The sequence below is a fragment of the Pseudomonas sp. WS 5410 genome (assembly GCF_012985645.1).
In the GTDB taxonomy this organism is placed as follows: domain Bacteria; phylum Pseudomonadota; class Gammaproteobacteria; order Pseudomonadales; family Pseudomonadaceae; genus Aquipseudomonas; species Aquipseudomonas shahriarae.
Map to the genome: position 1 here is coordinate 104,189 of NZ_JAAQWS010000006.1, position 26,755 is coordinate 130,943.

A 26,755-nucleotide genomic window follows, 5' to 3' on the forward strand; every position below is an offset into this window, starting at 1 on the left:
CCCGGAACGCCCCGAGGCGCAGCACAGCCGATGCACGCCAGGAACACCGGCCCGCGATGCGGACACCCGGCAGGCAATCCCCCTATCTGCATTGGAGTGCACTGTATGTCTCAGCAAATTACCGAAGCCTTTGTCCAGCAGTTTGCGGACAACTTCAAACACGTCGCTCAACAGAGCATGAGCCGCCTTGAATCGACCGTGACCATCGAGCCCAATATCGTGGGCATGTCGAAGTCGATCAACCGTCTGGGTCAGCGCACCGCTACCCGTCGCACTCAACGCCACGGCGACACCCCGATCAACGATCAACCGCACAGCACCCGGTTCGTGGACCTCTACGACTGGGAAGATGGCGACATGATCGATGACCAGGACAAGGTCCGCATGTTGGTCGACCCGACGTCTGACTACGTGAAAGCGATGGTCAACTCGCTGAACCGCGCGAAAGACGACGTGATCATCAGCTCCCTCGGTGGTAGTTCCCGCTCCACCACCGCCGGCATCCTGCTGCCAGCCTCGCAAAAGATTGCAGTGGGTGGTACCGGCTTGACCAAGGCCAAGATCATCCAGGCCAAAACCCTGTTCCGCACCAACGAAGCCGACGAGGAAGCCGGTGAAGAGCTGTTCATGCTCTACAGCGCCAGCGCCGCAGCCGCGATCTTGGCCGATACCACTCTGACCAGTGCCGACTACTTGTCGGGGCAGTTCCTGCGTGACGGTAGCGTGCGCGGCAAGTGGATGGGCTTCAACTGGATCCCTACCGAGCGTTGCCCGAAAAGCGGCGCAACCCGCTTCCTGTACGCCTACGCCAAGTCGGGCGTAACGCTGGGCAAGGGCGCCGACATCTTCACTCGTGTTGGTGAGGACTCGGGCAAGGGCTTCAACACTCGCGTTTACGCGAAAATGTCCATCGGTTCCGTGCGGGTGGAAGAAGAAAAGGTCGTGGAAATCGCATGCGCTGAATAAAGCGAGCTGACCTTCAACCCCATTGATTCAGGAGCTTTCAACATGGCAACAGTTCTCGCAAGTCTCGCGGCAGCCCGAGTGGCTTACCCGCAAACCCTGGTGAAACCGAACCTGCAAGGCGCGGACATCCAGACCTTCATTAGCACCTACACCGTCCCGGCCGGCGGCCAGCCTGTGGCAGACATTATCTCTTGGGGCTACTTGCCCTTTGGTGCCCGCCTGATGCCTGGCACTGCCATCTTCTGCGCCGCCGGTGCCGCGTCCTCGACCATCAACCTGGGTGACGCTGTAGCTCCGGCTCGCTACATGGCCGCGTCGTCTGCCGCTACAGCCGCCAAGTTGCCGGCCGAAGCTCAGTTCGCCAACGGCGCACTGGCCGAGGTGACCGTTATCAAGCCTGGTGATGCGACCGACACCAGCGAGCTTCGTTCTGTCGTGGCCGGTGCGACGTTGCTTGCTGGCCAGGTGCTTACCCTGGTTGCGTTCTACGCCGGCCAAAACTGATTCGCGGTGGCCATGGAAGGCAAAACATTTACCGGGGCCGCGTGCCCCGGTCTTTTTATCTGGAGGTTTTACGATGAGCATGGCGACCGGCGTTTCGATCTGCTCCAACGCCCTGTTGATGCTGGGCGCCCAGACGATCAACGACTTCAATGAGCCGACAGACCGGGCGAAGCTGGCGGCCAACCTGTATCCGACCGTGCGTGACGGCCTGCTGCGCACCCATCCATGGAACTGCACGATCAAGCGCGTGCTGTTGGCCCCTGATGCCACGCCGCCAGCGTTCGGCTACGCCAATCAGTTTGAGCTGCCGGCCGACTTCCTGCGCGTGCTCGAGGTGGGCGAGGCTGGACTGCAGATCGATTACTTGGTTGAGGGGCGCAGCATCCTTGCTGACGCCACGTCGGTGCAGTTGCGATACGTGTACCTGAACGAAGTAGAAAACACCTGGGATGCCAACCTGGTCGAACTGCTCACCCTCGCAATGGCGGCTGCAATGGCCTATCCGCTGACTCAGTCAGCCGCGTTGCAAGCTGGCTTTGATCAAAAGCTGGCCATGGCCAAGAAGGTGGCCCGTGCTGTCGATGGCCAGGAAGATCCCCCGCAAACCCTGGGCGATGAACGCCTGTACGCGGCTCGTTTCGGGGCGCACGGATAATGGCCCGCCTGACGATCAATCAAACCAACTTCACCGCCGGCGAGCTTTCGCCGCGCATGCTGGGCCGTGTCGATATCGCCCGATACCAGAACGGCGCCGAGATTATTCAGAACGCCTGGCCCCTGGTGCATGGCGGTTGCACCCGACGCGACGGCACCCTGTTCGCCGCTGTCACCAAGTTCCCCGCCAAGCGTTCCCGCCTCATACCGTATGTGTTCAACAAGTCCCAGGCCTACATGTGCGAGTTCGGCGATCTGTACGTGCGGATCTATTACCTGGATGGCACGTACACGGGTGTCGAGTTGGTGAGCCCGTACACAGAGGCGATGCTCAGCACGATTGATTACGTGCAGGGCGCCGACACCATGTTCATCTTCAACACGCAGGTGCCCATCCAGCGCCTGCGCCGGATTGCGGATTTGCAGTGGAGCCTGGCGGCCGCCCCGTTCGTGACCAAGCCTTTCGACGAAAAGGGCATCAGCTTCATCACCTCGGCTACCATCAGTGATGTGACGGTGGGCACCGGGCGAACCTTTACATCGTCTGTCGCGGCGTTCCTGGCGGCTGACGTAGGGCGTGAAATCTGGTCAGGCGGTGGCATCGCCAAGATCACAGCGGTTGTTAGCGCCACGGTGGCCACCGTCCAAGTGGTAACCCAGTTCCCGGTTACCCCCATGGCGGCCTGGTCAATCAAGGGATCCCCGCAAACAACCCTGACGCCGAGCGCGGTGGGCACTGTTGGTGGTGTGATCAGCCTGACGCTGGGCGCAGCAGGATGGCGCAGCGATGACGCTGGCAAGTTCGTCAAGGTCAACAGTGGCCTTGTCGAGATTCAGTCGGTGTCCAGCACCACCGTGGTTTCCGGCATTGTTCGCGGCGCAATCACGTCCGCCGTGGCATCCCCGGCCAACGCCTGGTCGGTCGAGGGCTCAGTTTGGAATGACATCGACGGTTATCCATCCACCGGCACCTTGTATCAGCAGCGCCTTGTCGCGGCCGGTTCGCCGAACTATCCACAGACATGGTGGGAATCGCGCACAAGCGAATACCTGAACTTTGAACTTGGCACCAAAGACGACGACGCGCTCTCGTTCACCCTTTCCAGTGACCAGATCAACCCAATCACCCATATGGCGCAGATCAACGCACTGATAGCGCTGACGTATGGCGGCGAATTCACCATCACCGGTGGTGTTGAAAAGCCAATCACTCCGACCAATGTGCAAACCAAGAACCCTTCGGCGTATGGCTGCAACAACGTGAAGCCTGTGCGGATCGGGAACGAGCTGTATTTCATCCAGCGTAGCAATCGGAAGCTGCGCGCAATGGCCTACAAGTACGACTCAGACAGCTACGGCTCCCCCGATATGTCCGTGCTGTCTGAACACGCTACGGAGAGCGGAATCATCGACATGGCGTACCAACAAGAACCGGAGTCGATCCTGTTCCTGGTGCGCAACGATGGCGTGATCGCGACCCTCACTGTTGACCGGGATCAGGACGTTGTTGGCTGGGCCCGCCAAATCACGGACGGCCAGTTTGAATCGGTTGCATCGATCCCGACGGAAACTGGCGAGCAGATGTGGGCCATCGTGAACCGAACCGTCAACGGCGTGCAGACGCGCTACGTTGAGCGCTTCACATCCGGTATTCGGGTTGATTGCGGTATCAGCGCTACCAGCGAGCCAGGCGCCGCCGTGTGGTCTGGGCTTGCCCATCTGGAAGGGAAGGTGGTCGATATCGTCGCTGACGACGTGGTCATGCAGCAGCAAACCGTCACCGGCGGGCAGGTAACGATTCCGCGCAACGCCTTCAAGGTGCAGATCGGCCTGCCGTTCAAGACCAAGATCAAAACCCTCACACCAGAAATTCAGGGCAACACCGGCAGCGCCCAGGGCAACAGCATGCGCATTGCCGAAATCACGCTCCGCTTCCTGCAAACGACCGGCTGCGATGTCGACGGACAACCCTTGGCATTCCGGGAACTGGGCTCGCAGGAACTGGACAAGCCGCCCGAGCTGTTCACCGGTGACAAGCGAATAGAGACCCTTGGCTGGGATCGTGGAAGGGCCTCAATCGTCATCGAGCAAAACCAGCCACTGCCGTTCCACCTGCTGTGCGTCATTAAAAAAATGACCTTCAACGACTGAGGCCCACCATGATCAGAGCCGCGAAACACTCCGACGTACCCCGGCTGATCGAGCTGGGCACCATGCTGCACGACATCAGCAGCTATTCCGCCCTGGCGTTCTCCCCCGAGAAGTCGGCGGCCTTCCTGCATGAGCTGATCAACGGGCACAACGGCGTGGTGTTCGTGGCTGAAATCAACGGTGAAGTCGTTGGTGGCATGGCTGGCGGCATCGTTGACCAATGGTTCAGTGAAGAGACCATCGCCTATGACTACTCAGTGTTCATTGAGCCTTCGCGCCGCAGCGGGTTCACTGCGCGCCGTTTGATCCTGGCGTTTGTCGAGTGGGCCCGTATCCGTGGCGCACGCCACGTGCAGCTTGGCATTGGCACGAAACTCAACGTCGAAGGCACATCGAAGCTGTATCAATCATTGGGGTTCGAAGTGTTCGCGCCCCTCTTTCAAATGGAGTTCAAATAATGGCCGCCGGCGCTGCGTTTATGGCTGCATATGGTGGATACATCGCTGCCGGCGCTGCTGTCGCGGGCACGGCGTATTCCGTTTATTCATCGCAACAGGCTGGCAAGGCAGCGGAGAAAACCGCAGACGCCCAGGCTGAACAGTCCCAGTTGGACGCTGATGCAGCTGCAAGCGCCGCCACGGTGCAGGCCGACCGTATCCGTCGCCTTGCACGCAATCAGGTCAGTGAAGCCAACGCGGCGCTTGCAGGCTCTGGCGTTGAGACCGGTGAAGGTTCCGCGATCAACATCAACGAGGAAATCATCGGTAATGCCGAGGAAGACGCGGTGTTGACCATCTTCAACGGGCAAAACCAGAAGGCTCGCGGCTATGCGGACTCCAGCAACATGCGACTCGCTGGCACACAGGCCAGGTCCACCGCAAATGCTCAGTCGGTAAGCTCGGTGATGCAGGGTGGTGCCCAAATCTATTCGGGGTGGAAGGCATCGGCCGCTGGGCGAAATATGCAGGGCCAAGATCAGGGGCTTAATACCAACGCGGCATGGGTGAGGAACTCCTAATGGCTCAGATACCACTTGGCCCAGGCACCCGCGTACAGACTGAGGTTGCGCAGAATCGGGTTATCGCTCCGGATACTCGCGCCCAAGATCGAGCCAACCAGCAGATTGCCGGAACGCTGCAAAACGTCGGTTTCGGCATCATTGATCAGCGCAACAGGGAGGATCAGGCGCTAGCCCGGGTGAAGGCCAGCAACTCACTTATCGATCGTGAATCGCAGATCAAGACCATTGCCACGGACCTTGATGAGCAGATGCGCACGGGCAAGCTCAGCTATGAAAAGGCACCAGAAGCCTACAACGCTGCTGTGGCCAAGCTCGATCCCATCGACACGCCCGGGCTTGATGCTGCCCAACAGGGCGAGATTGGCAATTCGCTTAAGCGCATCCAGCTGGGCGGCCTGGCCAACATCGAGGCGTCAGCGGCCAAGGGCAGGATCCTTTCCGCCCAGAGCGACCTATCGTCCCGCATGGATATGCTGGGCAAAGATGCCGCAATGCCTGGTGCTGATGTCGAGTTGATCAACAAGCGCATGGACGCCGAAGACGTGGACACCGCCGGCCACCTGGCATTTGGTGAGGCATGGGCCAGCAAGAAGCAGCAGTTCAAGGACAACAACTGGACTACGCACGCCACTCAGCGGGTTATCGAGTCGCGGGAAAGCATCAACAGTTTGAAGAAACTTGAACACGACCTCACCGCTGAAGACGGGTTCTACGCCCGCAAGTTGGATCCGGACAAGCGTAACCAACTGCTCAACACCGTCACCGGCCGAATCTTCCAGGTTGAGCAGCATCAGCAGCAGCAATCCATGATGCGAGAAATGAAAGCCGAGCGAACCCTCGCGCAAATGGACAAGCAAGCTTCACTGGGAGTGCCACCGACTCCAGCGCTACAGCAGCAATGGAAGGCCAGCTTGCACGGTACATCCATGCAAGGTGAATACGACTCTCGAATCCAGCAGATGAATAAATCACAGTGGCTTCTGCAGTTGCCGGATACCCAGCAGGAGCAATATTTGACGCAGCTCAAGGCCAACATTCAGCAAAACGGAGGCAGCGCTGCAGACGTTGAAAACTTAAATCGATTGGAGTCGGCGAGCGCAGAGCGGAAAAAGCTGCGCAATTCAGACCCTATCAGTTACAGCGCAATTACAAACGGCACGCAAATAGAGCCCATCAACATGGCAGGTGTCGCGACCCCGGAAGGGCAACAGCAGCTACTAGCCCAACTCGGCGAGCGCTTTCTTATCGCTGGCTCTATTCGCAGAAAAGACGGCACGACTGTCAATCCGAGCCCATGGACCGAGGCAGAGCGGGGGATGATCCAGTCCGCCGCCCCGTCAATCGATGACAAAACCAAGATCCAGATATTCGGCGTAATCGGCGCGGCAACCCAGGACAAGGCTGAATATGCGGCGGCGATTCATCCGTTTGTTGGCGATGACAAGCTAGCCGATACCGCTGGGCGAGCTGCGTTTCAAGGCTACAAGCTGCCAGACGGATCAAGCCTGGCCGAGACCATCATGGAGGGCCGGAAAATCCTTGGCGACAAATCAAAGCCAATGCCTGGTGATGACTTGCTGCTTGCCGGATTTGACAAGGATGTTGGCTTTTCTATGCCGGCTGGGTCTGACCAGCGCGATAGGGCGTTTCAAGCTTACCGAGCGTCATACGCCGCACTGTCGGAGCGCAAGGCCACGAAGTTTAATGGCGCTACCTTGGACTCTGAAATCTCCAGGCAGGCCATTCAGGCGGCGACCGGCGGTGTCACTACATGGGCTGGCAGCAAGGTGATCAAGCCATACGGCATGCCTGACAAGGATTTTTCCAGTTCGGTCGGCACCCAGATCGAAGCAATGGCTGGGCGTACGAGGCTCCCAGCTGACCTCCTCAGAGGTATGCCGCTGATGGCAGCGCCCAGACGCCCTGGCTTTTACTACCTAATGAACGGTAGCGAGATTCAGCGGGACCCACAAACCGGTCAAGAACTTATGGTGAAACCCTAATGAGCTGGCTCGACGGATTCGATGAGGCGAATGCCATCAACCTGGATAACCGTATTCAGCGCACCGATAAATTGCCAGAACCAGGGATTTGGCAAGGATTTGGCAAGGGCTCTGGTAACTCATTGTTGCTGGGTGGGATATCGCTCAGCAATTTTGCGCAGTCAGCCGGCTCAGCCTCGTTTGAGCAGGACCTTAACCTAAGTAGCCTGTACTTCCCTGACGGAGCAGAAGAGCAGATTCAGGCTCAGCAGAATGAGCAGTCGCGATTAAGTCAGGATACTGCTGAGTCTGCCAAGACGCTGAGGCCGGATCCTCGGGCAGTTGGGATCGCCGGCCAGATACTCAACAGCGCAGCGGAAATCCTGCCGCGCACGGTTGCTGCGACAGTGCTTGCTGGCCCTGCTGGGATTGTTGCCGGCCCTCTGGCAGCTGGCGCGCCAGCGGGATACACCGCAACGCAGATCGCCAAGGCGGATGGGGTGGATGACGCCACGGCAACTGCTCACGGTCTTATTGAGGGGGTTGCAACCACGATTGGGGCAGGGCTGCCGGGCGCAAAGTTCGTGAGCAATCTGGCGGGAGATGCTGCTATTGCCGTGGGGGCGAACGTCGGCATCGGAGTCGCTCAGCGCGCCGCTTCTGCCGAGCTGTTGGATCGTAATGGGTACCACGCTCAGGCTGCTCAATATCGAGCCTTGGACGGTAAGGCAATGGTTGCAGACGCCATTATGGGGGCTTTTTTCTTTGGAGCTGGCCGCGCTGGAGATATTAAAGGCGCCGTTACTGGGCGGCCCCGCCCAACGCAAGAGCAGGTAGATTCTGCGCTGGTGCAAAATGAAGCTGTCCACTTCGAGGACGGGGCAGCTCCCGGTGCCCCGGTCGACCCTGCAAGCGCAAACATGCACCGAGAGCAACTGTCACAAGCTCTAGCTCAGCTCAATCGAGGCGAGCCGGTCACTGTTATTGATGGGTTCAGGGGTGATTTTCTTCGCAAGGAAACATCGGTAGAGCCTGTTGCCCCGTCACGTGATGTTGCCCTAGCCACCGCCCGCCAGGATCTGGAGCCGAAGCTACGCGTCGAGCTCGAGCAGGAAGCCGCCGGCATCTTGCCAAACGTGAAAGATGTGAAAGGTGAACTTGCGATTTTGCGCAAGTCGCTTGACGGTCTGGACGATTCATTCAAGGCGCGGGCCAAGGACTTCCAGCAGCAGGGGCAGACCCGCAAGCAGGCCGAGCAGGCGGCGCGCCAAGCTATCGCCGACGAACGCGCCCAACTAACGGACCGCCAATCAGCGCTGACGGAGAGCCTGGACGGCAACCGCTCAGCCCAACAGGCGCGGGCCGATCTGAATGCCATGGACCGGGGCGAGGTTCCGAAGCGCTTTCAAGATCGCATCACACAGCGCGCGGATACCATCATCAGGGGGTTTGAGCCATCCAAAATTACCAATGCTGTGAAAGAGGGTGTTCGGCAGACACATGAGCAGCAGCTATCAGTCGAGCTTGATGGTGTACTTAGGGATATCGGCCATAACGAACCAGAGGTCAGGGCCCGGTCGGGAGATAATCAGGAATCGAACGATGTAGAGAAGCAAGCAGTTGCAGGCAACCCAGGTGGCAAACAGGCTGGTAAAGCACCTGCGGAAAAAGTTACTGCCTCTGATAAGTCTGAGGCTGGAGTGATAAGCGAGCCCGGCAGATCTGTAACAGGTGACGCTGAGTCGCCTGCGAATGCTCAGGCTTCTGAAATCGACCTTGTACGCGATGCTGTAAGTCGTAACCCCGAGGTCATGGTAAATTCCGGCTACGATGCCGATGGCAACCCAATAAAGGTTCGCGCGGCGGATGCCCTGGCCGAGATAGAGGCCGAGCACCAGTTGGGTGTCAAGGAGGGGCAGTCGTTCATGGCTGCCGTGAAGTGTTTATTGAGAGGCTGAATATGGACAGGACGTCGGTCTATTTCGTCGGATGCTTGTTGCTACTCATTGTTGCCGCTTTCTTTGCAAAAATGGTTTATCAGCTTCTGCGGGAGCCATTGGCATTAGGGCGAGGACGTCGCCTAACAACATTGTTTTATGCCGCTCAGGGCGTATCAATAGCAGTGTTCTTAGTTGCGTTGGTTTTTAGAATAGAAGGCGTATGGCAGGCGTCGGGCATAACGTTAGCAACGATTTTTGTATTGTCCTGGTTTGTCCCAAAGCCTTATTGATTCGTCAAATAGTCGGGAAACCGACACCCTGCTCGCTTGACTCTTCTGTCATCACCACTTCGAAAGAGTGGTGGTGACAGGCTAGGGTCGCTCCCGAAAACGAACGCCAATCGTGCTCCCACCGTTCGTGCCTGTCCCCCTTCCCTGGGAGCAGGTGCACGATATGTCTAAGATTATTCCCTTCCAGTACGCCGGCGAGCCCGTCCGCTTCAATAGCAGCGGGTGGATCAATGCTACGGACGCAGCAAAGCGTTTCGGTAAGCGCGTCGATCACTGGCTTGCCAACTCCGAAACCCAGCAATATCTTGCTGCACTTGCTGATGCCTTAAATACCCGGAATTCCGGGGATTTAATCTATGCTCAGCGCGGCCGTAATGGCGGTACATGGCTCCATCCAAAGCTTGCTGTGGGCTTCGCTCGTTGGCTTGATGTCAATTTCGCCGTGTGGTGCGACATGCACATCGACGCCCTGCTACGCGGAGAGCCTGATGTGGTCGGTCAATACTCCAAAGCCTGTGAGGCCCTGAGCGAAGGAACCAAGGTGGCCAGCAGCAGCGCTGAGAGTCTGGCGCGCTGGCGCTGGAGCAAGGAAGCCAAGCGGCGCGATGTCGAGCGACTTGCCCAGCAATTGCAGTTGATCCTCGAACCATACCCTCAATAGTCGGGAAGCCGACACTGTCACCCGCATACGCTGCCTTCCAACCCAACAGGAGGCAGCGCCATGCCCATGCGCCCCGAATGCATCACCGAAGTCGAGCAAGCCATAGGCCGCCCCCTCAAGGCCGGCGAGGCCAAGGCCATCGAAGATAAAATCAGCTTTCACGTTCGTGACCTTTCCCGCACCGACCCCACCACCTTTAACTCTATGACCGAAAGCCAGCGTCAATTGCACGCAGCTCAGGCTGCAATGGCTGATCACATGGCCGCAGTTGATAAGGCCGCCCAGCGCAAGGGGCTGAATATCCTTGCTCAAACCAAAGAACTTGCGAATCTCGATTCTCGGGCTGCAAAGCTGGGCGGAAAGCAACCATTCCACTCAGCCCTGTTTGAGCGGTTGCGCCAAGTGGACAGTCGCATAAAGGGAGAGGTGAACCGCACGGTCAGTTCGATCATGGAGACTATCGAAGCCGCATCACCAAAGTTTCTTGGCCTGATCACCAACAAGGCGGCAGAGCGAGATTTCGTAAACGAAGTCTATGGGAGTGACACTGGTAACAGCGTGGCGGCGAAGGCTGCGAAGGTGTGGCGCGATCAGATGGATGCTGTACGCGAGCGCCTGAATGCGGCCGGTGCTGCAATTGGGCGACTTGATTATGGTTGGCTGCCTCAGCCACATGACATGCGCAAAATCGTCAAAGCTGGCCAGGATGCTTGGGCGTCGTTTGTGCTTCCACGCCTTGATCGCCGGCGATATCTCAATGAGGACGGCACGCAGATGGATGACGCCGGGGTTATGGACTTCCTCGCCGCCGCGCACGAAACGCTCGCCACCAACGGACTTAATAAAATGACGCCGGGCGTCGGACACGGATCTAGTCGAGGCGGAAAGTTTGATGATGCCCACCGGCAGATCCACTTCAAAGATGGGGGAGCCTATCTCGATTACATGACCGAGTTCGGACCGACCTCGGTGTTCGAGGCCATGCAAAACTCTATCCGGTCCATGACCAAAGACACTGTAATGATAGAAGAGCTTGGACCAAACTCTGCTCAGACTTACCGTCTACTTAATGACACGGCCGCCAAGAAGGACAAAGGCGCCAAGATGGAGTTTTTCACCACTCCAGATATGGTGTGGAATACCTTAAATGGGACGCTTAGCACTCCTGCCAATGCACGCATTGCAGAGTTCCATCAAGGGCTCCGCAACTTTATGACCGCAGCAAAATTGCAGGCGACGCTTATCTCTTCCGTGCCCGGCGACATCATATCGCTGGCCCGAACTACGGCTTACCACGGAGTACCGACAGGCTCTACGTTGGTAGAGGCAATGAAAAGCATCAGCCCTGCCTACCGCCGAGAGGCCGCGCAGATGGCTCTGGCGATGGATGGCATCACCAATGACATGGTGAACTTCCACTCAGACAACCTGGCCCAGGGATGGACCGGTAAGCTCGCAAACGCAACCATGAAGGTGACCGTTCTCCAGGCATGGACCAATGCTCTCAGGCGTGGGTTTTCTGTGAAAATCATGTCCCGCATGGCTGGCGACACGCGCAAGGCGTGGGGCGAAGACGCGAAACTTCAGGGCCGGCTTGAGCGATACGGGGTCACGGAAAAGGACTGGGAGGTATGGCAGGCTGCCAGCCCAGAAGACTGGCGGGGGCAGCAGATGCTTACTCCTGAATCAGTTGCGAGCCTGACAGGCTTCAGCGCAAAGCAAAAGAATGCTGCCATTGGAAAATTACTTGGATATATCCAGGAAGAATCTGAATTTACAGCGATCAGCCCTGGCCTGATGACGCGCGCGACAATGAGACAAGGCACCCAGTCTGGCACGCACGGTGGCGAACTGCTGCGTGATCTCACGCTCTTCAAGTCTTTCGGCGTGGCCATGTTTGAGCGCCACTGGCGGCGTGCCGCCCAGATCGAGACGACGGGAGGGAAGCTTGCCTATTCAGCATCTATAGCGTCCGGACTTCTGGTGGCTGGCGCGGTGACCAATCAACTTCTCGACATCATGAACGGCCGTGACCCGCAGGATATGACCAAGCCTATGTTCTGGTGGAAGGCAATGTTGCGCGGTGGCGGGGTGGGGATATTGGGGGATTTGTTTGACACAGGACTTGGCGGCAATAACAAGGGTGGGCAACCGAACATCACCGGTCTTGCCGGGCCGGTATTTGGCACCTTGGCCGATCTGATGCTTACAGCAGGAGCCCCAATTTTCAAAAAAAATACCGATGCGACCGACGTAGGAGCAAATCTGCTGCGTATAGGCTGGCAAAACACTCCGTTTTTGCGCAGCTGGTACACGAAGTCGGCGATTGAGCATGCGCTGATACAGGACATGCAGGAGACCTTGTCTCCAGGATATCTGGGGCGCATGCAGAAGAGAGCCCTTCAAGATTTCGATCAGGAGTTCTGGTGGGAACCGGGCGACATGACACCAGATCGCGCGCCGAACCTGGGCGCAGCAGTGGGGGAGAAGTAATGCGCGACGATCAGATCACCCGGCTTCAGGCATTGAGCGAGCGTCTTGGCGAAGTTGTTATCACCGAGGTGGATCCTCACAACTGGCCAGGCGCAGAGAAGGGCCCAACCGAACTGACCCAACAGGAACGCGGGGACCGTTACTGGTGCAAGAAGAACGCGGCCGCCACCATGACCCTGCTGCTCAAGGTGGTGAACATCGCCGGCATCATGAACCGACAGAAGCCAGCCCCGGACGCTGGTCATGCTGTTGACGAGTTGGACGGCGAACTTGCTGCCGCCGAGCGTGAGGCCCAGGCCATTATCGATCGGATGCAGAAGGCCGGGAATGCCCACTGACCCAGAGAAGAAAGTCAGCCTGCTGGTTTTCTTCATGCTGTGGGCGCGGCGCATGCGTTGGGATGTGCCGTTTATCCACGTGCAAGCGCTTATATGGCTGGAGGCTAAAGGGCCTCTGGCCGTTTTGCGTTGTTTCCGGGGCTTCGGCAAATCGACGTTGCTGGCGATCTATAACGCCTGGCTGTACTACAAAGACCCGACCTATCGAATCCTGCACCAGTCCGAGTCGGACCCCACGGCTTACAAGACCAGTCGCGACACGCAAAACGTTATCCGCAACCATCCACTTACCCGCCACCTGTTGCCGCCTAATCAGGGCACGGTTGAACAGTGGTGGGTTGAGGGTGCGTCGGACTTCCGTAACGCCAGCATGTTTGCCAAGGGCATCCTGTCGAACGTCACGTCAGCCCGTGCGGACGAGTGCCAGAACGACGACGTTGAGGTGCCGCGCAACATCCAGACGCCCGAGGCGCGGGAGAAGCTGCGCTACCGCCTGGGTGAGCAGACGCACATTCTGGTGCCTGGGGGCAGCAAGCTTTATATCGGCACGCCGCACACGCATGACAGCCTGTACGACGAACTGGAAAGCATGGGGGCGGACTGCCTGACCATTCGCATGTTCGCCCAGGAACACCGGATAGAGGACGCCAAGCAGAACGCATATGACGTGCCGTTCGTACCCGAGGTGGTGTTTTCCGGTATCGGCAAGCACGCCCGCGTGCTGGTGCTGGGCAAGGATTACCAGCAGACGAAAACAGGCATCGCCTTCTTTACGCCGCCCGGCACCCTGGTGGACTGCTACGCGGGCAGCGCCTGGCCTGAACGTTTCGACATGGCTACCCTGGAAACCCGGCGCCGTGAAACCCGCACCATCAACGAATGGGATTCGCAATATCAGCTCCACTCGAAACCTGTCACAGAGGTTCGCCTGGACCCTGCGCGCATCATCCCCTACGACGTTCAGCCAGTTATGCGCTACGCCAACAACGCGGCTGCCATGTACCTGGGGTCAACACAGATCGTTGGCGCGATTGCGTATTGGGATTGCTCCCTGGGCAAAATCAAGTCTGACGCCTCGGCCTTCTCGCTGATCCTGACCGACGCGCGCGGGCAGCTCTATTGGCACCTGGCCGTGGGGCTCACCGGGGAAATCGCTGAGTTCGATGAAAAGGGCAGGATCAATGGGGGCCAGGTCCATCAGATCCGCGAACTGGTGGTTCGGTACCAAATCCCGCGCGTGATCATCGAGACCAACGGCCCGGGCGGCTTCGCCCCTGCGATCCTGAAGCAGGCATTGAAGGGCACCGGCTGCGGGGTAGGGGAAGAGCATTCCAGCGCCAACAAGCAAAAGCGTATCTTGGACGCCTTCGAATCCCCGCTGTCAGCTCGTTTCCTGTGGGCCCATATCGAGGTGCTGAAAATCATCTGGGACCAAATGCGTGACTTCAACCCAGCGTTGACCAATCAGGAAGACGACTACATCGACTCCGGTGCCGGCGGCATCGCCCAGACCCCAGTCCGCATTGGCCGAATAGTCGGGAAACCGACAGAGACCCGCCGGGACAATTGGCGTCCAGATGCGGGCACGCACGATGTGCAGGTCGATTACTAGCCCGCCACCATTAGGGGCTCACCATGTCAGTTCAACCTGGACCAACGTTCAAACGCTACGCGGCCAATGGCGTGGCGACCGTATACACCATCCCCTTTCTGTTGCTGGCCGCTACTGACCTGCAAATCACGCTGAATGGCGTGCTGGTGACGAATGGCTTCACCTTAGCTGGGATCGGAAACCCGCAAAGCTCTTGCACGTTTTCCGTGCCGCCCGCCGGCGACCTCCTTTTCCAGATGGTTATGCCGTTCCAGCGTCTGACGGATTATCAGATGAATGGGGATTTCCAGTCATCGACGGTCAACCCGGACTTTGACCGGTTGTGGCTGGCGGTCAAGCAGTTGAGCCGGGATAGCAATCTGGCGCTGACGGTGAGCCTGTTGGAGCCGGAAGGAATTCCTTCATTACCTGTGAAGGCCGCTCGAGCATTGAAAATGCTGGCTTTCGATTCGGACGGCAATCCGATTACGTCCAACCTCACCATGGCCCAATTGGAGCAACAGCCGGCACTTGCCCTTGAAGCTGCCGAACAGGCTGCCGCGTCTGCGCTTGCTGCTGGTGAGGCTGCTGCAGTCTCGACCGATGCTAAGAATGCATCCGTTTCCGCCGCCGCCGCATCTGCTGCGTCTGCGCAGTCGGTTGTCAACGGAGCGGTGCAGCTCGGCATGTCAGCATGGGGTTATCGTGCACAGCCTTTCGCGGGCCATGCCTTGGACGATGGACAGGAGTTGGATCGAGCGGTTTACCCGGATTTCGCCGCCGCGCTCGACGCTGGCCTGTTGCCCACCGTGACCCAAGCCCAGTGGAATGCTGATCCAGCCAACCGCGCATGCTTCGTTGCAAACTCAAGTGCTGGTAAGTTCCGGATGCGTGACCGTAACGGCGTGTCGCCTGGCTCTCTGGGTGCAGCGTTCGAACGTGGCGGCAGCGGAGCCGTGCTGATCAAGCAGGACCAAATTCAGAACATTACTGCCACTCTCGCCGGTGATATCCCCACCGCGAATCCAAATATCACCCCTAGCGGTGCATTCGGTATGAGTCCAATCCCCAGTTCGGCGGCAGGTTCAGCAGGTACGAACTTCGGTTTGCGGAACCTTACGTTTGACGCCTCTCGTGTTGTCCGGACCGGCACGGAGACCTTCCCGACTCACGCAGCCGGCGCCTGGATGACCAAACTTTTCGGGGTTATCACGGCGCTTGGCTCGGCCGAGGCTGCGTCCCTGGCAACCGCGTATGCATCGCTTGCATCTCGCATATCGGCCTTAGAGTTTGGTTACATTTCGACCAACCAAACCTGGGGCATCGGCGGCACGATCACCTTAAACCATGGTTTGGCGGCGCGACCAGTAAGAACATCGGTTGAAGCCGAGTGCACCACGGCGGACGCTGGGTATGCAGTTGGCTCGGTTGTCGATCTTGGAACCCACCAGTGTTTGGTCAGCGGGGCCAACAATTTTGGTTTTAGCACTGAGATTTCAGCAACTCAGCTGATAATGAACATTGCGGCTCAGGGGTTAGCTATTGCGAACAAATCTACCAGGGCGGTGGTTGCAATGACTCCGGCTTCTTGGCGGCTACGGTTGAAGGCCGGCAAATCGTAGATGGTTGGGTGTTCGTCGGCAGGACGCCGGGGCAGGGACTTTCATGGTGAAAGCCTGTAGGGAGATTTGCGGGGATTCGTGAATCCACGTTAAACATCGTTAGGCGTCGATTGCAGTGGGCGCCTGCGTAAGGTGTTGCTGTTTAAGGCATTTCGGCACGTCCGCTAGCATGGGGTGCTAGGGGTCGAGTGTTCGAATCACTCCGTCCCGACCATATTTTTCAATGACTTAGCCCGGTTCGGAAACGACCGGGCTTTGTTGTTTCTGCGGTTTGATCATTTTGGTCACCGTTGGGTCACCGTTAGCAAAAGGCTCGTAGAGTGCCATACAGGGCATCGTTGCGTTGAGCTCTGTCAAAGCTCCAGTCCTGACTGTATTGGCTGCGGTCTGTTCCTTGTCGCGAACTTTCTCTTGACGGGTACTGGCTGATATCGGCACGAGGAGTTGTACTCAGCACTTTTTTCTGATCACCACCTGAAGGATATGGCAAATCAGGGTGAGATCGATCACCAACTGTGTAAGGCAGGTGTTTTTGTACTGCGGGTGGCATAGTTCCGTACCATCCGCAACAGTGAGGTGCTTTTGGCGTCAGTGAGAGGGCTTGGGGGGCGGCGCAGGCGGGACCCCTTTGCGTTGGCATCAATTGAGTGGAGATCGTCGCATGGTGAGCGTTATAGAGGGGGCGGTTTTTCTGGAGTTCGGAGGAAGGCCCGAGATGGTGTTGTCAGACAAAGCTCGAAGCGACTGACAAGGTAAGGCTTTCTCGACGCTCGTTAAATTGAGTGGGTTCGATGTAGCTATGCGGTCATCCATTGTCATTGCACGCAATGGCTGAGGCTATGGGCGCTCAACAGAAAACGCCCGGTGCAAATTTTTTAACTACTCATTTTCATCCACGGCTACAGCGCTGAAACCGAGGTCTTTTATCATTATCACGCCTGGGGTTACACACTGAGCGGCGTTAATAGAAAGCTTGCCGGTGCTGAAATCTTGGGTGTACCTCACCTTCCAAGTGAAGAGCTGCCTTGTTTCGGTGGTTTCACCCTGCGACGTAGTGAAGAACGAAGTTTCGAAGTCGACGTCGTCCTCATCATAAGCTTGTTGACTTGTCTGGACAGTATCACCTTGCTTCAAGGTGTCGGAGTCAACCCGAAATTCCTCATTTTGAAGGCTGATCACAGCCTCACCCATACCTTCGATGTAAAACGCCATCCGATTGCACTCCTTGGTTAGAGTGGAATTGTAAGGGTGAATCAATGAACCAAGCCAGCATTTCGAAAACTGATGCTCAAGGCGGATGCTTGCCATGCTTCTCTACCGGCCGTTATTCCTGAAGAAGAGAAGTGTAGGCCAGGGACGTCTATTGTACCGGTAGTCCAATGAGGCTTGGAGGTGTCTGCGGAATCAGTGGTGTTTCCAACAGCCCGCCTCAAAGTCGCAAGCGGGCTAATAAAAGGACTTGTTTCAATCTACGCCCATTGCCTTAAAAATAGCCTCAACGGGTTCACCATAAAAGCTGGTCTGGAACTTGGTGAACAGTTCGGCTGGTATGCTGGGGATGTCCTTGGCGCTACTCATTGGAAGCGCTACACGTTTACCACCCGCGTCGAAAGCTACTTGCAGGCACTCGGCGATGCTTTCAACTGGCGTGATGCTGCCGCCTAGGCTCATATCGCCGAGGACGATCATTTGCCCTTGTGCAGGCCTGCCCATCAGTCCAGAGGCGAAGGCGACTAAGCTTGGTAGCGCCATATGAGTCAGAGGGCCGGTGTTTTGTAGCTCAACCACATGCAGGTGGAAGTCATGGTCGAGCACCTTTGCTGAAGCGCTGATGCGCGAGGCGTTGGCCTTGAAGTAGTCAAAGGCAATTTTCACCTGTTCTTTGGCAGAGCTGGAGTTCCATAGACCTGAGGTAGCTAGCTTGCCAGTACCCTTGGTCACCTGCAGTTCGATCCGATACAGCCCAGGCATGCCTTTGCCGCTCAAGCCTATAGTGTGGATAAAACCGGGCTTTCCTGGCCCTTCAGGGATAAGACCACCACCGCCTTGTTCTTTCACGGTGACGAAGTGTTCTTCGAGGGTTGCGTTGTCGATGTAGCTGAAGTGAACATCGTAGAACTCCATTCCACCGATCTTCTTTAGCTGTTCTTTCACCCGTCGGCGGACTTGAAGTGCGTATTCGAGGCACTGGCGCACGTCCTCTTTGGTGAACACATCGTGTGGGTAGAGCAGCTTGAGCAGACCGGATACTGTTTTGCGTACTGCGATCACATCTCGCTGGTTAAGGTTGTTACCCAGTTTGAAGTGTTTGTCGATGGCGTCGGCGAAGCTGCGCTTGCGCATTTCGCGGAAAAATTCAGCCAGGTAATCGACGATTAGTCCGTACCTGTTGGTGAAAAATTCCGGGCGCATTTTCGGGATTTCCCAGCCAGGAATGTAGGCGTGGAATCTGTCGAAAAAGGCTGCGTCGATCATCTGCTCAGGGAACGGGGCCAGCAGATGGCTGGTTTTAACCAGCGATTCAACGCTCTGGTTAATGTTACCTACGAAGACCATGGAGGCTGAGGCTTCCATCTGCTCGCGACCGCGACCAAACGAACCGGAGGCCATGAAATCCTTCATGATCTGCACGCCGTCCTTGTCCTTGAAGTTGATGCCGGCCACCTCATCGAAGGCCACCACATCCCAAAGACCGACCAGACCGATGCGGCGACTGCTCATGTTGTAGAACAGGTTAGCGACGGTAGTTTGGCCGCCGGACACCAGCATGCTGTTCGGTGAGCACTCCTTGTAGATATGGCTCTTGCCTGTACCGCGTGGGCCGAGTTCGCAGACGTTGTAGTTGTTCTCCACGAAGGGAACCATGCGGGCCAGTAAATGCCACTGCACGGACTCATCCAGGGTCGAGGGCTCCATGCCGATGGAGCGGATCAAAGCCTCGCGCCATTGAAGTGTATTCAGCGCTGCGCGCCCGGCGAACAGCTCCTGCATGTTCATGTTCGGCATTTGGATCGGCTTGAGCAGCGTGACGCCAAAAGGCGACCCCGATTGGCCTTCCTCGTGGTAATAGCTCAGGGTTGCGATCACCCAGATGCCGCCCACAAGTAGTTTTTCGTATTCCTTGACGATGCCGGCAGAGATCTCAGCGTCCTTAATGCCGAGGTTGCTGAAAGAGGCTTCGTAGCGATCTTTTTTCTCATTCAATCGCACGGTGACCCGGTCAATCACCTTGTACGTACCGCGCTCGCGAACTAGAGACTTGACCTTCTCAGCCTCATCCGGGCGAACATAGTTTTCCGCTAAAACCGTCTTGACGTTCTTCAGGCCCTGTTCGATCACCTCTGAGTCATCGGACGCGCAGTACATACCCAGCAGGTACTCAAGGACGTAAACCGGTACGTTCGCACCTTCCTTTATCAGCTTGGTCAGATCCTTGCGCACCACGCGACCGGCGAAGTGCTCGTTGAGCAACTGATCGAGATCTTTATCCACTTGGGTTTCCATTTAGTCTCGTGCTCTCAAAAAAAGTCGTCGGTGAAGGCCAGGTCAATCGTCACACGGTAGCGCTCAAGCTCAGTGTTCAGATCTTTATCGCGGATCACCAGGAAGTAATCTTTCTGCCGGTCGAAGTCGCTGCCTGATAGTGACAGGCGTACCTGTTTAAGGCGCTCGCTCATGGAATCCGTCGCGCAGTCGAACGTCACAACCTCCTCACTGGAGACCGGCTGCTCCCCTTCGTAGATCGCCACTGCAACCGTAACCGGCAGCACCTGTTCGCTGACCGACTCGGTCTGGATCAGGTCAAAGCGCTGGATATTGGTGACCATCTTCAGGGCTGACTTCGGCGAGATCACCCCGACTTTGCGTTTGGTGCGTTTCTCCGCTTTCTCACCGCGTAACTGGTTGACCGTCAGCACAGGAACAACGATTTCCTGAGGCATGGCTCCGCCATGGACGAAGCGTGCACCGCCGACAAAGTGGAAACGATTCGCGCCTTTGGGTATCCAGAACTGAGTGTCCGATGTTGTGCCCGCAGTCTGCTTGGTCGATCCCTGCCAGACATCCTTGGCAGCAGGCAGCGTATGGCCAATGACATAGCGTTTCTTACTCTTGATCGCACTATCCGGCTTCTCTGCGAGTGAGGTGCGATCCGCTGCCTCAAGCTTGCTCTGCTGGAAGAGGAACCCATGATCGGCCGTGATCAATACCGTGCTGGTGTTGAAGTGCATGAGGATCTTGCGGGTCAGCTCGGTCAGCTCCTCAATGGCGAACTCGACGTGGTGGAAAGTATCCGCCTCGGAGCCGCCACCTTTGTCACTGCGGTCATCGATCACGTTGTGATAGACGTAAACCAGCTGCTGATCCTTCAGAGCTTCACGCCCAGCGTCACGGGACCACTCTTTGACTTGAAGTGCGGTCACGGCCATGCCGCCATGCTGGGCAAGAACCTTGTCGCGAGCGATGGTGTTGCCAGTATTGAGTCCGTTTACAAAAACACCATCACTGCCCTCGCGATACTCCAGCGTCTGGTGTGGCAGCAGGGACGCCATGCCCAACGTGGTGTAACTCGGCAGTACGCCCAACTGGCTATTCAAGCTGGCCTTGCTGTAACGCTTTTCATTGATGCGCTGGCACAGCTCGACGGCGGCTTCATAGCGGAAGGCATCGCTGACGATCACTACAACGCGCTTGCTACGATGCCCCTCCAACAAGGGCGCTACCCAACGCCCATAGAAATTATGCTGGTTAGGAATGCCAGGTATTTTCCAGTGCTCCAAGCGTTGTTCGGCCTCAACGCGGTCGCCCCAGGAGCGTCCGAGCTGATCGAGATACCAATACGCATAGCACTGCTCGACGGCCTCATCGAGCTTCTTCAGCAGCTCGACGTGGGCGCGCTGGGAGGCAGCGAAATAATGGCGGTAAGCCGTGTCAAAGCGATACAACTCGCTCTCATAGGCTTTGTACAGTGCCTCTGAACTGGTGAAGTGGAAACCAGCGGCGTACTGGTGACGCTGCGTAAACAGGTCGATCGCAGCCGACAGGGCCGTGTATAGCAGCCGGTACTTGCGGCGTGTCTCATCGTCCTTATGGCGAGTTGCCCAATAGTTATCCAGTCGCTCGGAAATGATCTTCGCAAACAGATCGAGGTCACGCGGATCTGCCTCCGGAATAGCCTTGGTCAGATCGACTATGATCTGCCGCTCGACGGCTTCGAAGGTTGCAACATTGGCCAGGCCCTCCAACGAAATTTCACAAATTTTCTGAGTGATATGCAGGGCCTCACCGACCCAGCCGGAAATCTCATCATAGGCTTGGTAAAACCGTGAGCTGTCACCCCAGCGGGAAAGCAGTGCACGTGAAGTAGCGCGTGCGCTGGCTGAGGGGATAGCGATCGCTGAGGCCCAGTTGGGTATATCGCCGATACTTTCGCAGAACCCGGTTGCCAGCAGTCGAATTAGGAAATGCCCAAAGCTGAAGGGTTTATCGCCACTGATTTCCTCGATGGAGGCTGGATAGCCTACCTCGTCACGCAGGGCCTGTAGCAACGCAGGCATCAGGTTGAGCTTGTACAGCTCATCGATGACCGCTGGGTTCTGCTCAAGACCCAAATCGTCACGTACGGTACCATTGGCCAAAGTGCAAAGCAGTGTCATGACGTCACTGCCACTTGCACCCAGCACAACGGCAATCATTGCCAGATCCAACTCATGCTCAGTGTCCGCTGGTTGGATCAAACGCTTCAGGGCAGATAGACGAGCCTTGCTGCCAAGGAAACGCTCACGCTTGGCTAGATGTTCACGGAGCATCTGCTGGTGTAAGCCCAGGTCATTGAATATCAGTGACACTTTGTCAGCGTAGAAACTGCGCGAGTACAGCTTGATGTCCAGCAGCCAGTCATCATTCGCGTCTGGTTCGGCGCAAGGGAAATAGAGCAGGTACTTACCTTCAGTGTCCTCAAGCTCCAGCTTGAGCTTGGTACCGAAGGTGGAATGCCCCTGCATGTTCAGCACTTGAACGCCGGGCAGATCAAGCTGGCCGAGCTCATCCGTGAAGCCCTGCTCAGGGTCGTACCAGAAAACGATGCGGTGGTTTTCTTTGAAGAATGCCTGGTTCAGGCCTTGGGTCAGTTGTTGGGTGTTCATGCACTTATTCGCCTAAGCCTGAAACAGGAAACGAGAGGTCAGGGTGGGAAATTTCATCGTAAGACAACAATGCATCCCTGACGGCCCGGAACTCATCAATATGTACATTTTTTGGGCGTAGATGTCGTCCTTGAAAACATTCAGAGATTTATTTCTTGAAAAACCAGGGTTGTCACCATAGTTGTAATTCATGGCTGGCCTTGCAATGGTCCGAGTTCACCTGAGTTTGGTGAGCCGACTTCTTTAAACAGGGTAATAGCTTTCCACCCGTATTTGTTTTTTGTTTTGTCAAAAGACATAACGGCTGCGCCGGCAACATCGGTGTCCCGCTGTACGCCTTCAACCAAACCTGGCGGGACAAAAATGTCGCCATTTACAAACCCAAATCCTTTTTCGCTTACTTTCAAGCTTCCTTTGAATGAACGGATATCCTGAGTTTCAATCACCTGTATGTTCTCAACCGAAACGACATCCTGACTCTCAGAGCCCATGTCGCAAAAAATCTTCACAAGAGTTCCAGGCTTAGGGATTTTTCGATTTTCGAATACAGCCTTTCGCGCAGAAAATTTAAGATCCCTGTGAATATAAATCGTGGCGCCTTTACCTGACTCGTGTACTGAAAGGAGTACACCTGACAAGTAGGTTGGTTTGGCCATGGCGTACTGATTGGCACCTATTGCGAGCTCCTCTACATGAGCATCAAGATCACTGGTATCCAGCGATGCATCAAACCATGCAGATGACGTAAGCTCAACGATGCTGTCTTTAAGCGCCCAGCCATTATTGCTGTAGATTTTTGTCAGTTTTACCAGTGCCTTTGAGGCGTAATCATGCACGCCTGTCTGGGCAAGTAACTCCGCCAGTCGCACCAGTCCGGGGATGCTGAACTTGGGATCGTGAGCGCAGGTTAAGCCGAAAGAGACTAGGCAAATAGCTTTTTCCGGTTCGTTTTCATAGGTCATGGCCAAGCCAAACCACGCCCAAGACTCTCCACGCTTGTTTCTAAGTACCGATAGGTAGGATTCACGAGCCCTGGCAATATCGCCAGCAGATACAAATACTCTGGCTTTATCATATTCAAGCCATACTTTGCTTTGTGGTAAATCTCCTGCCTTATTCAAGGCGTACTTTATAAGTGCGACGACTCGATTTGCAGGAAGATGACTCTGCTGACCTTTGTGAAGGTAATTAGCGGCCACCATGCGTGCCAGTTTCAGTACAGCGCTGGGTGACTCCCCTTTCTCTGAATTGTATGGCTTGTGGTCATCTTGGTTGAATAGCGCACTTCCGCTCTGCAAGATGAACAGGCAGATAGGCTCGCAAAATTTACCTGTCTCACGAAAAAGATTCCAAAGCCGATAGTCAATATTCTCATTGGGCAGTTCTAATTGGAGCATGGGAATGCGTGAAGCCCATAGATCAATCATCCGCTGCTCATTGGGATGGGGCATTTTGTTATCGCGTGTTTTGATAGGCTCCAGCAGTTTTTTCAGCTCTGCATAAATCACCCAAAACAGCGAAGTCTTCAGGAAAGCGTTACCAGAATCTTGCTCTAATGCCTTGGAACCTACCTGCCAGGCACCTTCCAAATCCGCACGCGATTTGTGATCCCGAATATCATCAAAAATGCTCATGCCTGCACCGCCAAAGCCTTCTCCAGCTGTTGCACGATGCTTTCTGATGACGCTTTTAAGACCCGTATGGAGCTGATCATTCCTTCCTTGTCAGCATTAACTTGGATTTCAATGGCTTCGTTATCAACGGCGAGCGTCAACTGCACTCGATAACTGGTCTCCGTCCCCTCGACTATCATGAACCTATGCGCAGCCAGCAGCTCCTGAAGTGTCTCGACAGCTTCAGCCAAGGTTTCGCTTTGTGGCTTGAAAGGCTTCATCAGAAGCTTGCTGATGGTTTCCTGCTCACTATTGCTGCCGTCAAGAAAAACCACGTTGGTAATGGCAAGTTTTTTGTCGTAATGCAGCCTGACTCGAATGTTTGTAGCGGCTGTTTGGTAGGAGAGCGTGATGACCACCTGATAGCTGTACTCACGCCAGTCGCTAAGGCTCCAGTCTGAATCGGCAAGCCGTTCGCTCAGCTCAAGAAACAGCGGGCGCAATGCCATTTCGCTGAAACCCGACGGCATAACCATCGAGGCTTCCTGTTCTGTGGGGTGGCGAGATGCATCATAAAACAGACCATGCTTGAGCGGGAAGGTACCAATTCCGATGTCATGGGCACGGCTCACGACTGCATTGCTCAGGGGGCTGAGAAAGGGCATCTGACGGACAGTGAACATCTCGTCGGCACCGACGGAGGCGGTATACAGCCAGCGGAAATAGTCCGCGTTATTGGGTTTTTCACTCGAAGCGCTGCGTGATGCATTTACCCAGACACTAGGCCAACGACGTCCCTGAGCACGATGCAGAGTCAATGCATGAGCTGGACGGATAAGCGCTGCAGACAGATACCCATGTGCCTGCAGAACCTGGTATTCAAGCTTGTCATATTCGGCCCTTGCCTGCTTATAGCGGGGATCAGCATTGTCCGGTAGTCGCTGCTTGTGCGCTTCAAGCTCTGGCTTGGCAAGCTGCCGAGCAAGCACTTGGAGCGCCAGGTATTGGTCTGCGGTAATGTCAGGCCGATCAGCTTCAAAGTAATCGACCAAGTAGCGGAACTCCACTTCACCTAGGCCGGGGAGTCGGCAACTAGCGCGCTGGAAGTGAAGGCGTATTGGCTCTTTTCGCCCACGAAGCTCAACAAAATGGGTTTCAATACGCTCCTCAACAAAGTCGACAAGACCGATTTCGCCGGAGCTGACCCAGCGAATCGTACTTTGATTGAGCGCATCTGGCTCGGACGTCAGGATCGGCGTGCGGTTGTGGAAGTCAATCCGATCACCCGCCGCCAATTTGCTCGGACTGAGATGGCCCAGAATCTTTGTTTTCACCGCGCAATTGACCTTGGCGGCTTGTTCATGAGTGCCGCAAACCAGGATGGATTCAGCGCGTACATTGGAGATGTCCGGCACCCAGCCCCTTGAATTGACATTTTCAAGAATCTCAAGACGCTTGCCTGACAGGCGTGGCAGCTTATTGAAGCGGTCTTTGTCTAAGCTATTCACGAGATGCGCCTGCAGCTTGTTCAGCGCGTCATTTCCGTCATCTAGAATCTGTTCGGTCAACAGGTAGCTGACAACACTGAGCCCTAACTGCTCCAGCATGTTGCCGTTGATCAGGGAACGCTGCAGTGATCCTCTAGACATCTGATAGGGATCGCCGATAACCACAAAAGGCGCTTTTTGCTTTGCAATGACCGAGAGAAAGTCATGAATTAGTCGACCTGAGCCATAACGCCGCTCCCCCACATCAAACTCTTCGTCACTCAGCAGATGGGCATCCACCAATACAGGGATTTTTCCATGTAAAAGGTGATCCTCTCTTATCTCGTGAATCCCTACTTTGCGACCGTCTTTGATCTCAAAACGATTGGGTAGTTGGCTGTACAGCCAAGTATAGATAGAGACGGGCTGAGCTAAAGGGTGTTGATAGGTCGAAGAAATCCGTGCACTTGGGGTCAATAGAAGCAATTCGATACCGGCTTCTTCCAAGGCGCCTACTATGTGCCGAAAGATGAAGCGTTTGCCAGTTGAGGCCATGCCGGTGAGACGAAATACGCCACTGCTAGATTTCAGCCAGGTCGAAAACTCGCCTAGTGCCTGACTCTGCTGCTGAGTCAATCTGCTTTCGTCAGGTCCTGAAGCCGCCTGGCCACTCAATTGCCTTAGCTTGGGGGCGCCTGCCGGTACAAAAGGATCAATACCAAGCTGAGCAGTGAGGCGTTCCACGTTTTCGCGCGAGAGAAAGATCTCCCTGCTGACAATGGCGTCCAAATCGCGAACGATCCGTCCCATATCGCTGATATGGAACCAAGGCTTTATCGAACCGGGTAAGTGGCGATGATCGAATTCAATCGGCCCCTGAAAGGCTACCAGAGCTGCGACATGCCGCCAGTTGCAGGTCGCATTAAGGTCAGTAAAATTGCGACCCAAAAAATCAAGCATGACCCCTTTGTTGATACGCAACTGGCGCAGCGGATTGATGCTGGCGCCGCCCTTTACTTGGACATTGCTACCCGCTTCCTCATCCTCAATCAGCCAAGGGCCCTCTTCAGAAAACTGTAATTTTCCTCGGAACTCCTTAAAGTCGAGAATGATCACCGCATTTGACTTGATCACCATGGCATCCAGTTCACGGCTGCCCACATAGAAATTGCCCAGCAGGTACCAGTCGTGACCAGAAGCCGAACAATGTGCGTCGAGTAAATCAAACAGCTCGTTGAAGGCCCGATTCTCGTGCGTATGCTCGAAGGGGCTGCCTCGGAATGCTTTCAGTGCCATCGG

The 26,755-nt window shown here is 56.0% G+C and carries 18 protein-coding genes; 13 read left to right on the forward strand and 5 right to left on the reverse strand.

Annotation, left to right across the window (positions count from 1 at the left end; translation table 11 throughout):
• Positions 1 to 105: 105 nt before the first annotated feature.
• The 13 genes from HBO24_RS11325 to HBO24_RS11385 all read left to right on the forward strand — a co-directional run bounded on the left by HBO24_RS11325 (position 106) and on the right by HBO24_RS11385 (position 16,213).
• The gene (locus tag HBO24_RS11325; protein WP_178124546.1) at positions 106 to 966 is read left to right on the forward strand and encodes a phage capsid protein; all 861 of its coding nucleotides are present in this window, start codon (positions 106 to 108) and stop codon (positions 964 to 966) included.
• A gap of 42 nt (positions 967 to 1,008) precedes the next feature.
• Entirely contained in the window at positions 1,009 to 1,470 is a 462-nt protein-coding gene (locus HBO24_RS11330) for a hypothetical protein (RefSeq protein WP_170059721.1), read from the forward strand.
• 73 nt (positions 1,471 to 1,543) lie between these two features.
• The gene (locus tag HBO24_RS11335) at positions 1,544 to 2,125 is read left to right on the forward strand and encodes a hypothetical protein (protein ID WP_222933241.1); all 582 of its coding nucleotides are present in this window, start codon (positions 1,544 to 1,546) and stop codon (positions 2,123 to 2,125) included.
• The gene (locus HBO24_RS11340; protein WP_170059722.1) at positions 2,125 to 4,275 is read left to right on the forward strand and encodes a hypothetical protein; all 2,151 of its coding nucleotides are present in this window, start codon (positions 2,125 to 2,127) and stop codon (positions 4,273 to 4,275) included. The genes HBO24_RS11335 and HBO24_RS11340 overlap by 1 nt, the downstream gene beginning before the upstream one ends.
• Before the next feature lie 8 nt (positions 4,276 to 4,283).
• Positions 4,284 to 4,733, forward strand: a complete 450-nt coding sequence (locus HBO24_RS11345) for a GNAT family N-acetyltransferase (protein WP_170059723.1) — start codon at positions 4,284 to 4,286, stop codon at positions 4,731 to 4,733.
• A complete protein-coding gene (locus HBO24_RS11350; RefSeq protein ID WP_262381517.1) occupies positions 4,733 to 5,293 on the forward strand; it encodes a hypothetical protein in 561 nt (186 codons plus the stop codon). Before HBO24_RS11345 ends, HBO24_RS11350 begins: the two co-directional genes overlap by 1 nt.
• Positions 5,293 to 7,299, forward strand: coding sequence for a hypothetical protein (locus tag HBO24_RS11355; protein ID WP_170059724.1), 2,007 nt, complete (start codon positions 5,293 to 5,295; stop codon positions 7,297 to 7,299). Before HBO24_RS11350 ends, HBO24_RS11355 begins: the two co-directional genes overlap by 1 nt.
• Positions 7,299 to 9,236: a hypothetical protein gene (locus HBO24_RS11360; protein WP_170059725.1), complete on the forward strand. Its 1,938-nt coding sequence runs from the start codon at positions 7,299 to 7,301 to the stop codon at positions 9,234 to 9,236. Before HBO24_RS11355 ends, HBO24_RS11360 begins: the two co-directional genes overlap by 1 nt.
• Positions 9,237 to 9,671: 435 nt before the next feature.
• The gene (locus HBO24_RS11365; RefSeq protein WP_170059726.1) at positions 9,672 to 10,169 is read left to right on the forward strand and encodes a KilA-N domain-containing protein; all 498 of its coding nucleotides are present in this window, start codon (positions 9,672 to 9,674) and stop codon (positions 10,167 to 10,169) included.
• 60 nt (positions 10,170 to 10,229) lie between these two features.
• A complete protein-coding gene (locus tag HBO24_RS11370) occupies positions 10,230 to 12,662 on the forward strand; it encodes a hypothetical protein (RefSeq protein WP_170059727.1) in 2,433 nt (810 codons plus the stop codon).
• Positions 12,662 to 13,000, forward strand: coding sequence for a hypothetical protein (locus HBO24_RS11375; RefSeq protein ID WP_170059728.1), 339 nt, complete (start codon positions 12,662 to 12,664; stop codon positions 12,998 to 13,000). Before HBO24_RS11370 ends, HBO24_RS11375 begins: the two co-directional genes overlap by 1 nt.
• Positions 12,990 to 14,612, forward strand: coding sequence for a phage terminase large subunit (terL, locus tag HBO24_RS11380; RefSeq protein WP_170059729.1), 1,623 nt, complete (start codon positions 12,990 to 12,992; stop codon positions 14,610 to 14,612). Before HBO24_RS11375 ends, terL begins: the two co-directional genes overlap by 11 nt.
• 23 nt (positions 14,613 to 14,635) lie before the next feature.
• The gene (locus HBO24_RS11385) at positions 14,636 to 16,213 is read left to right on the forward strand and encodes a hypothetical protein (RefSeq protein WP_170059730.1); all 1,578 of its coding nucleotides are present in this window, start codon (positions 14,636 to 14,638) and stop codon (positions 16,211 to 16,213) included.
• 879 nt (positions 16,214 to 17,092) lie between these two features.
• Here HBO24_RS11385 and HBO24_RS11390 read toward each other — a convergent pair.
• The 5 genes from HBO24_RS11390 to HBO24_RS11410 form a co-directional block, all read right to left on the reverse strand.
• Complete coding sequence (locus tag HBO24_RS11390; protein ID WP_047303154.1) at positions 17,093 to 17,425, reverse strand: hypothetical protein; 333 nt, start codon at positions 17,423 to 17,425, stop codon at positions 17,093 to 17,095.
• Positions 17,426 to 17,677: 252 nt separating this feature from the next.
• Entirely contained in the window at positions 17,678 to 19,717 is a 2,040-nt protein-coding gene (gene brxL, locus HBO24_RS11395) for a protease Lon-related BREX system protein BrxL (protein ID WP_047303156.1), read from the reverse strand.
• A 14-nt stretch (positions 19,718 to 19,731) separates the two neighbouring features.
• Entirely contained in the window at positions 19,732 to 22,356 is a 2,625-nt protein-coding gene (gene pglZ, locus HBO24_RS11400) for a BREX-1 system phosphatase PglZ type A (protein ID WP_047303159.1), read from the reverse strand.
• 188 nt (positions 22,357 to 22,544) lie between these two features.
• Positions 22,545 to 23,990, reverse strand: a complete 1,446-nt coding sequence (locus HBO24_RS11405; protein ID WP_047303161.1) for a tetratricopeptide repeat protein — start codon at positions 23,988 to 23,990, stop codon at positions 22,545 to 22,547.
• On the reverse strand, positions 23,987 to 26,752 hold the full coding sequence (locus HBO24_RS11410; RefSeq protein WP_047303163.1) for an NERD domain-containing protein: 2,766 nt from the start codon (positions 26,750 to 26,752) through the stop codon (positions 23,987 to 23,989). The genes HBO24_RS11405 and HBO24_RS11410 overlap by 4 nt, the downstream gene beginning before the upstream one ends.
• Between the last annotated feature and the right edge of the window lie 3 nt (positions 26,753 to 26,755).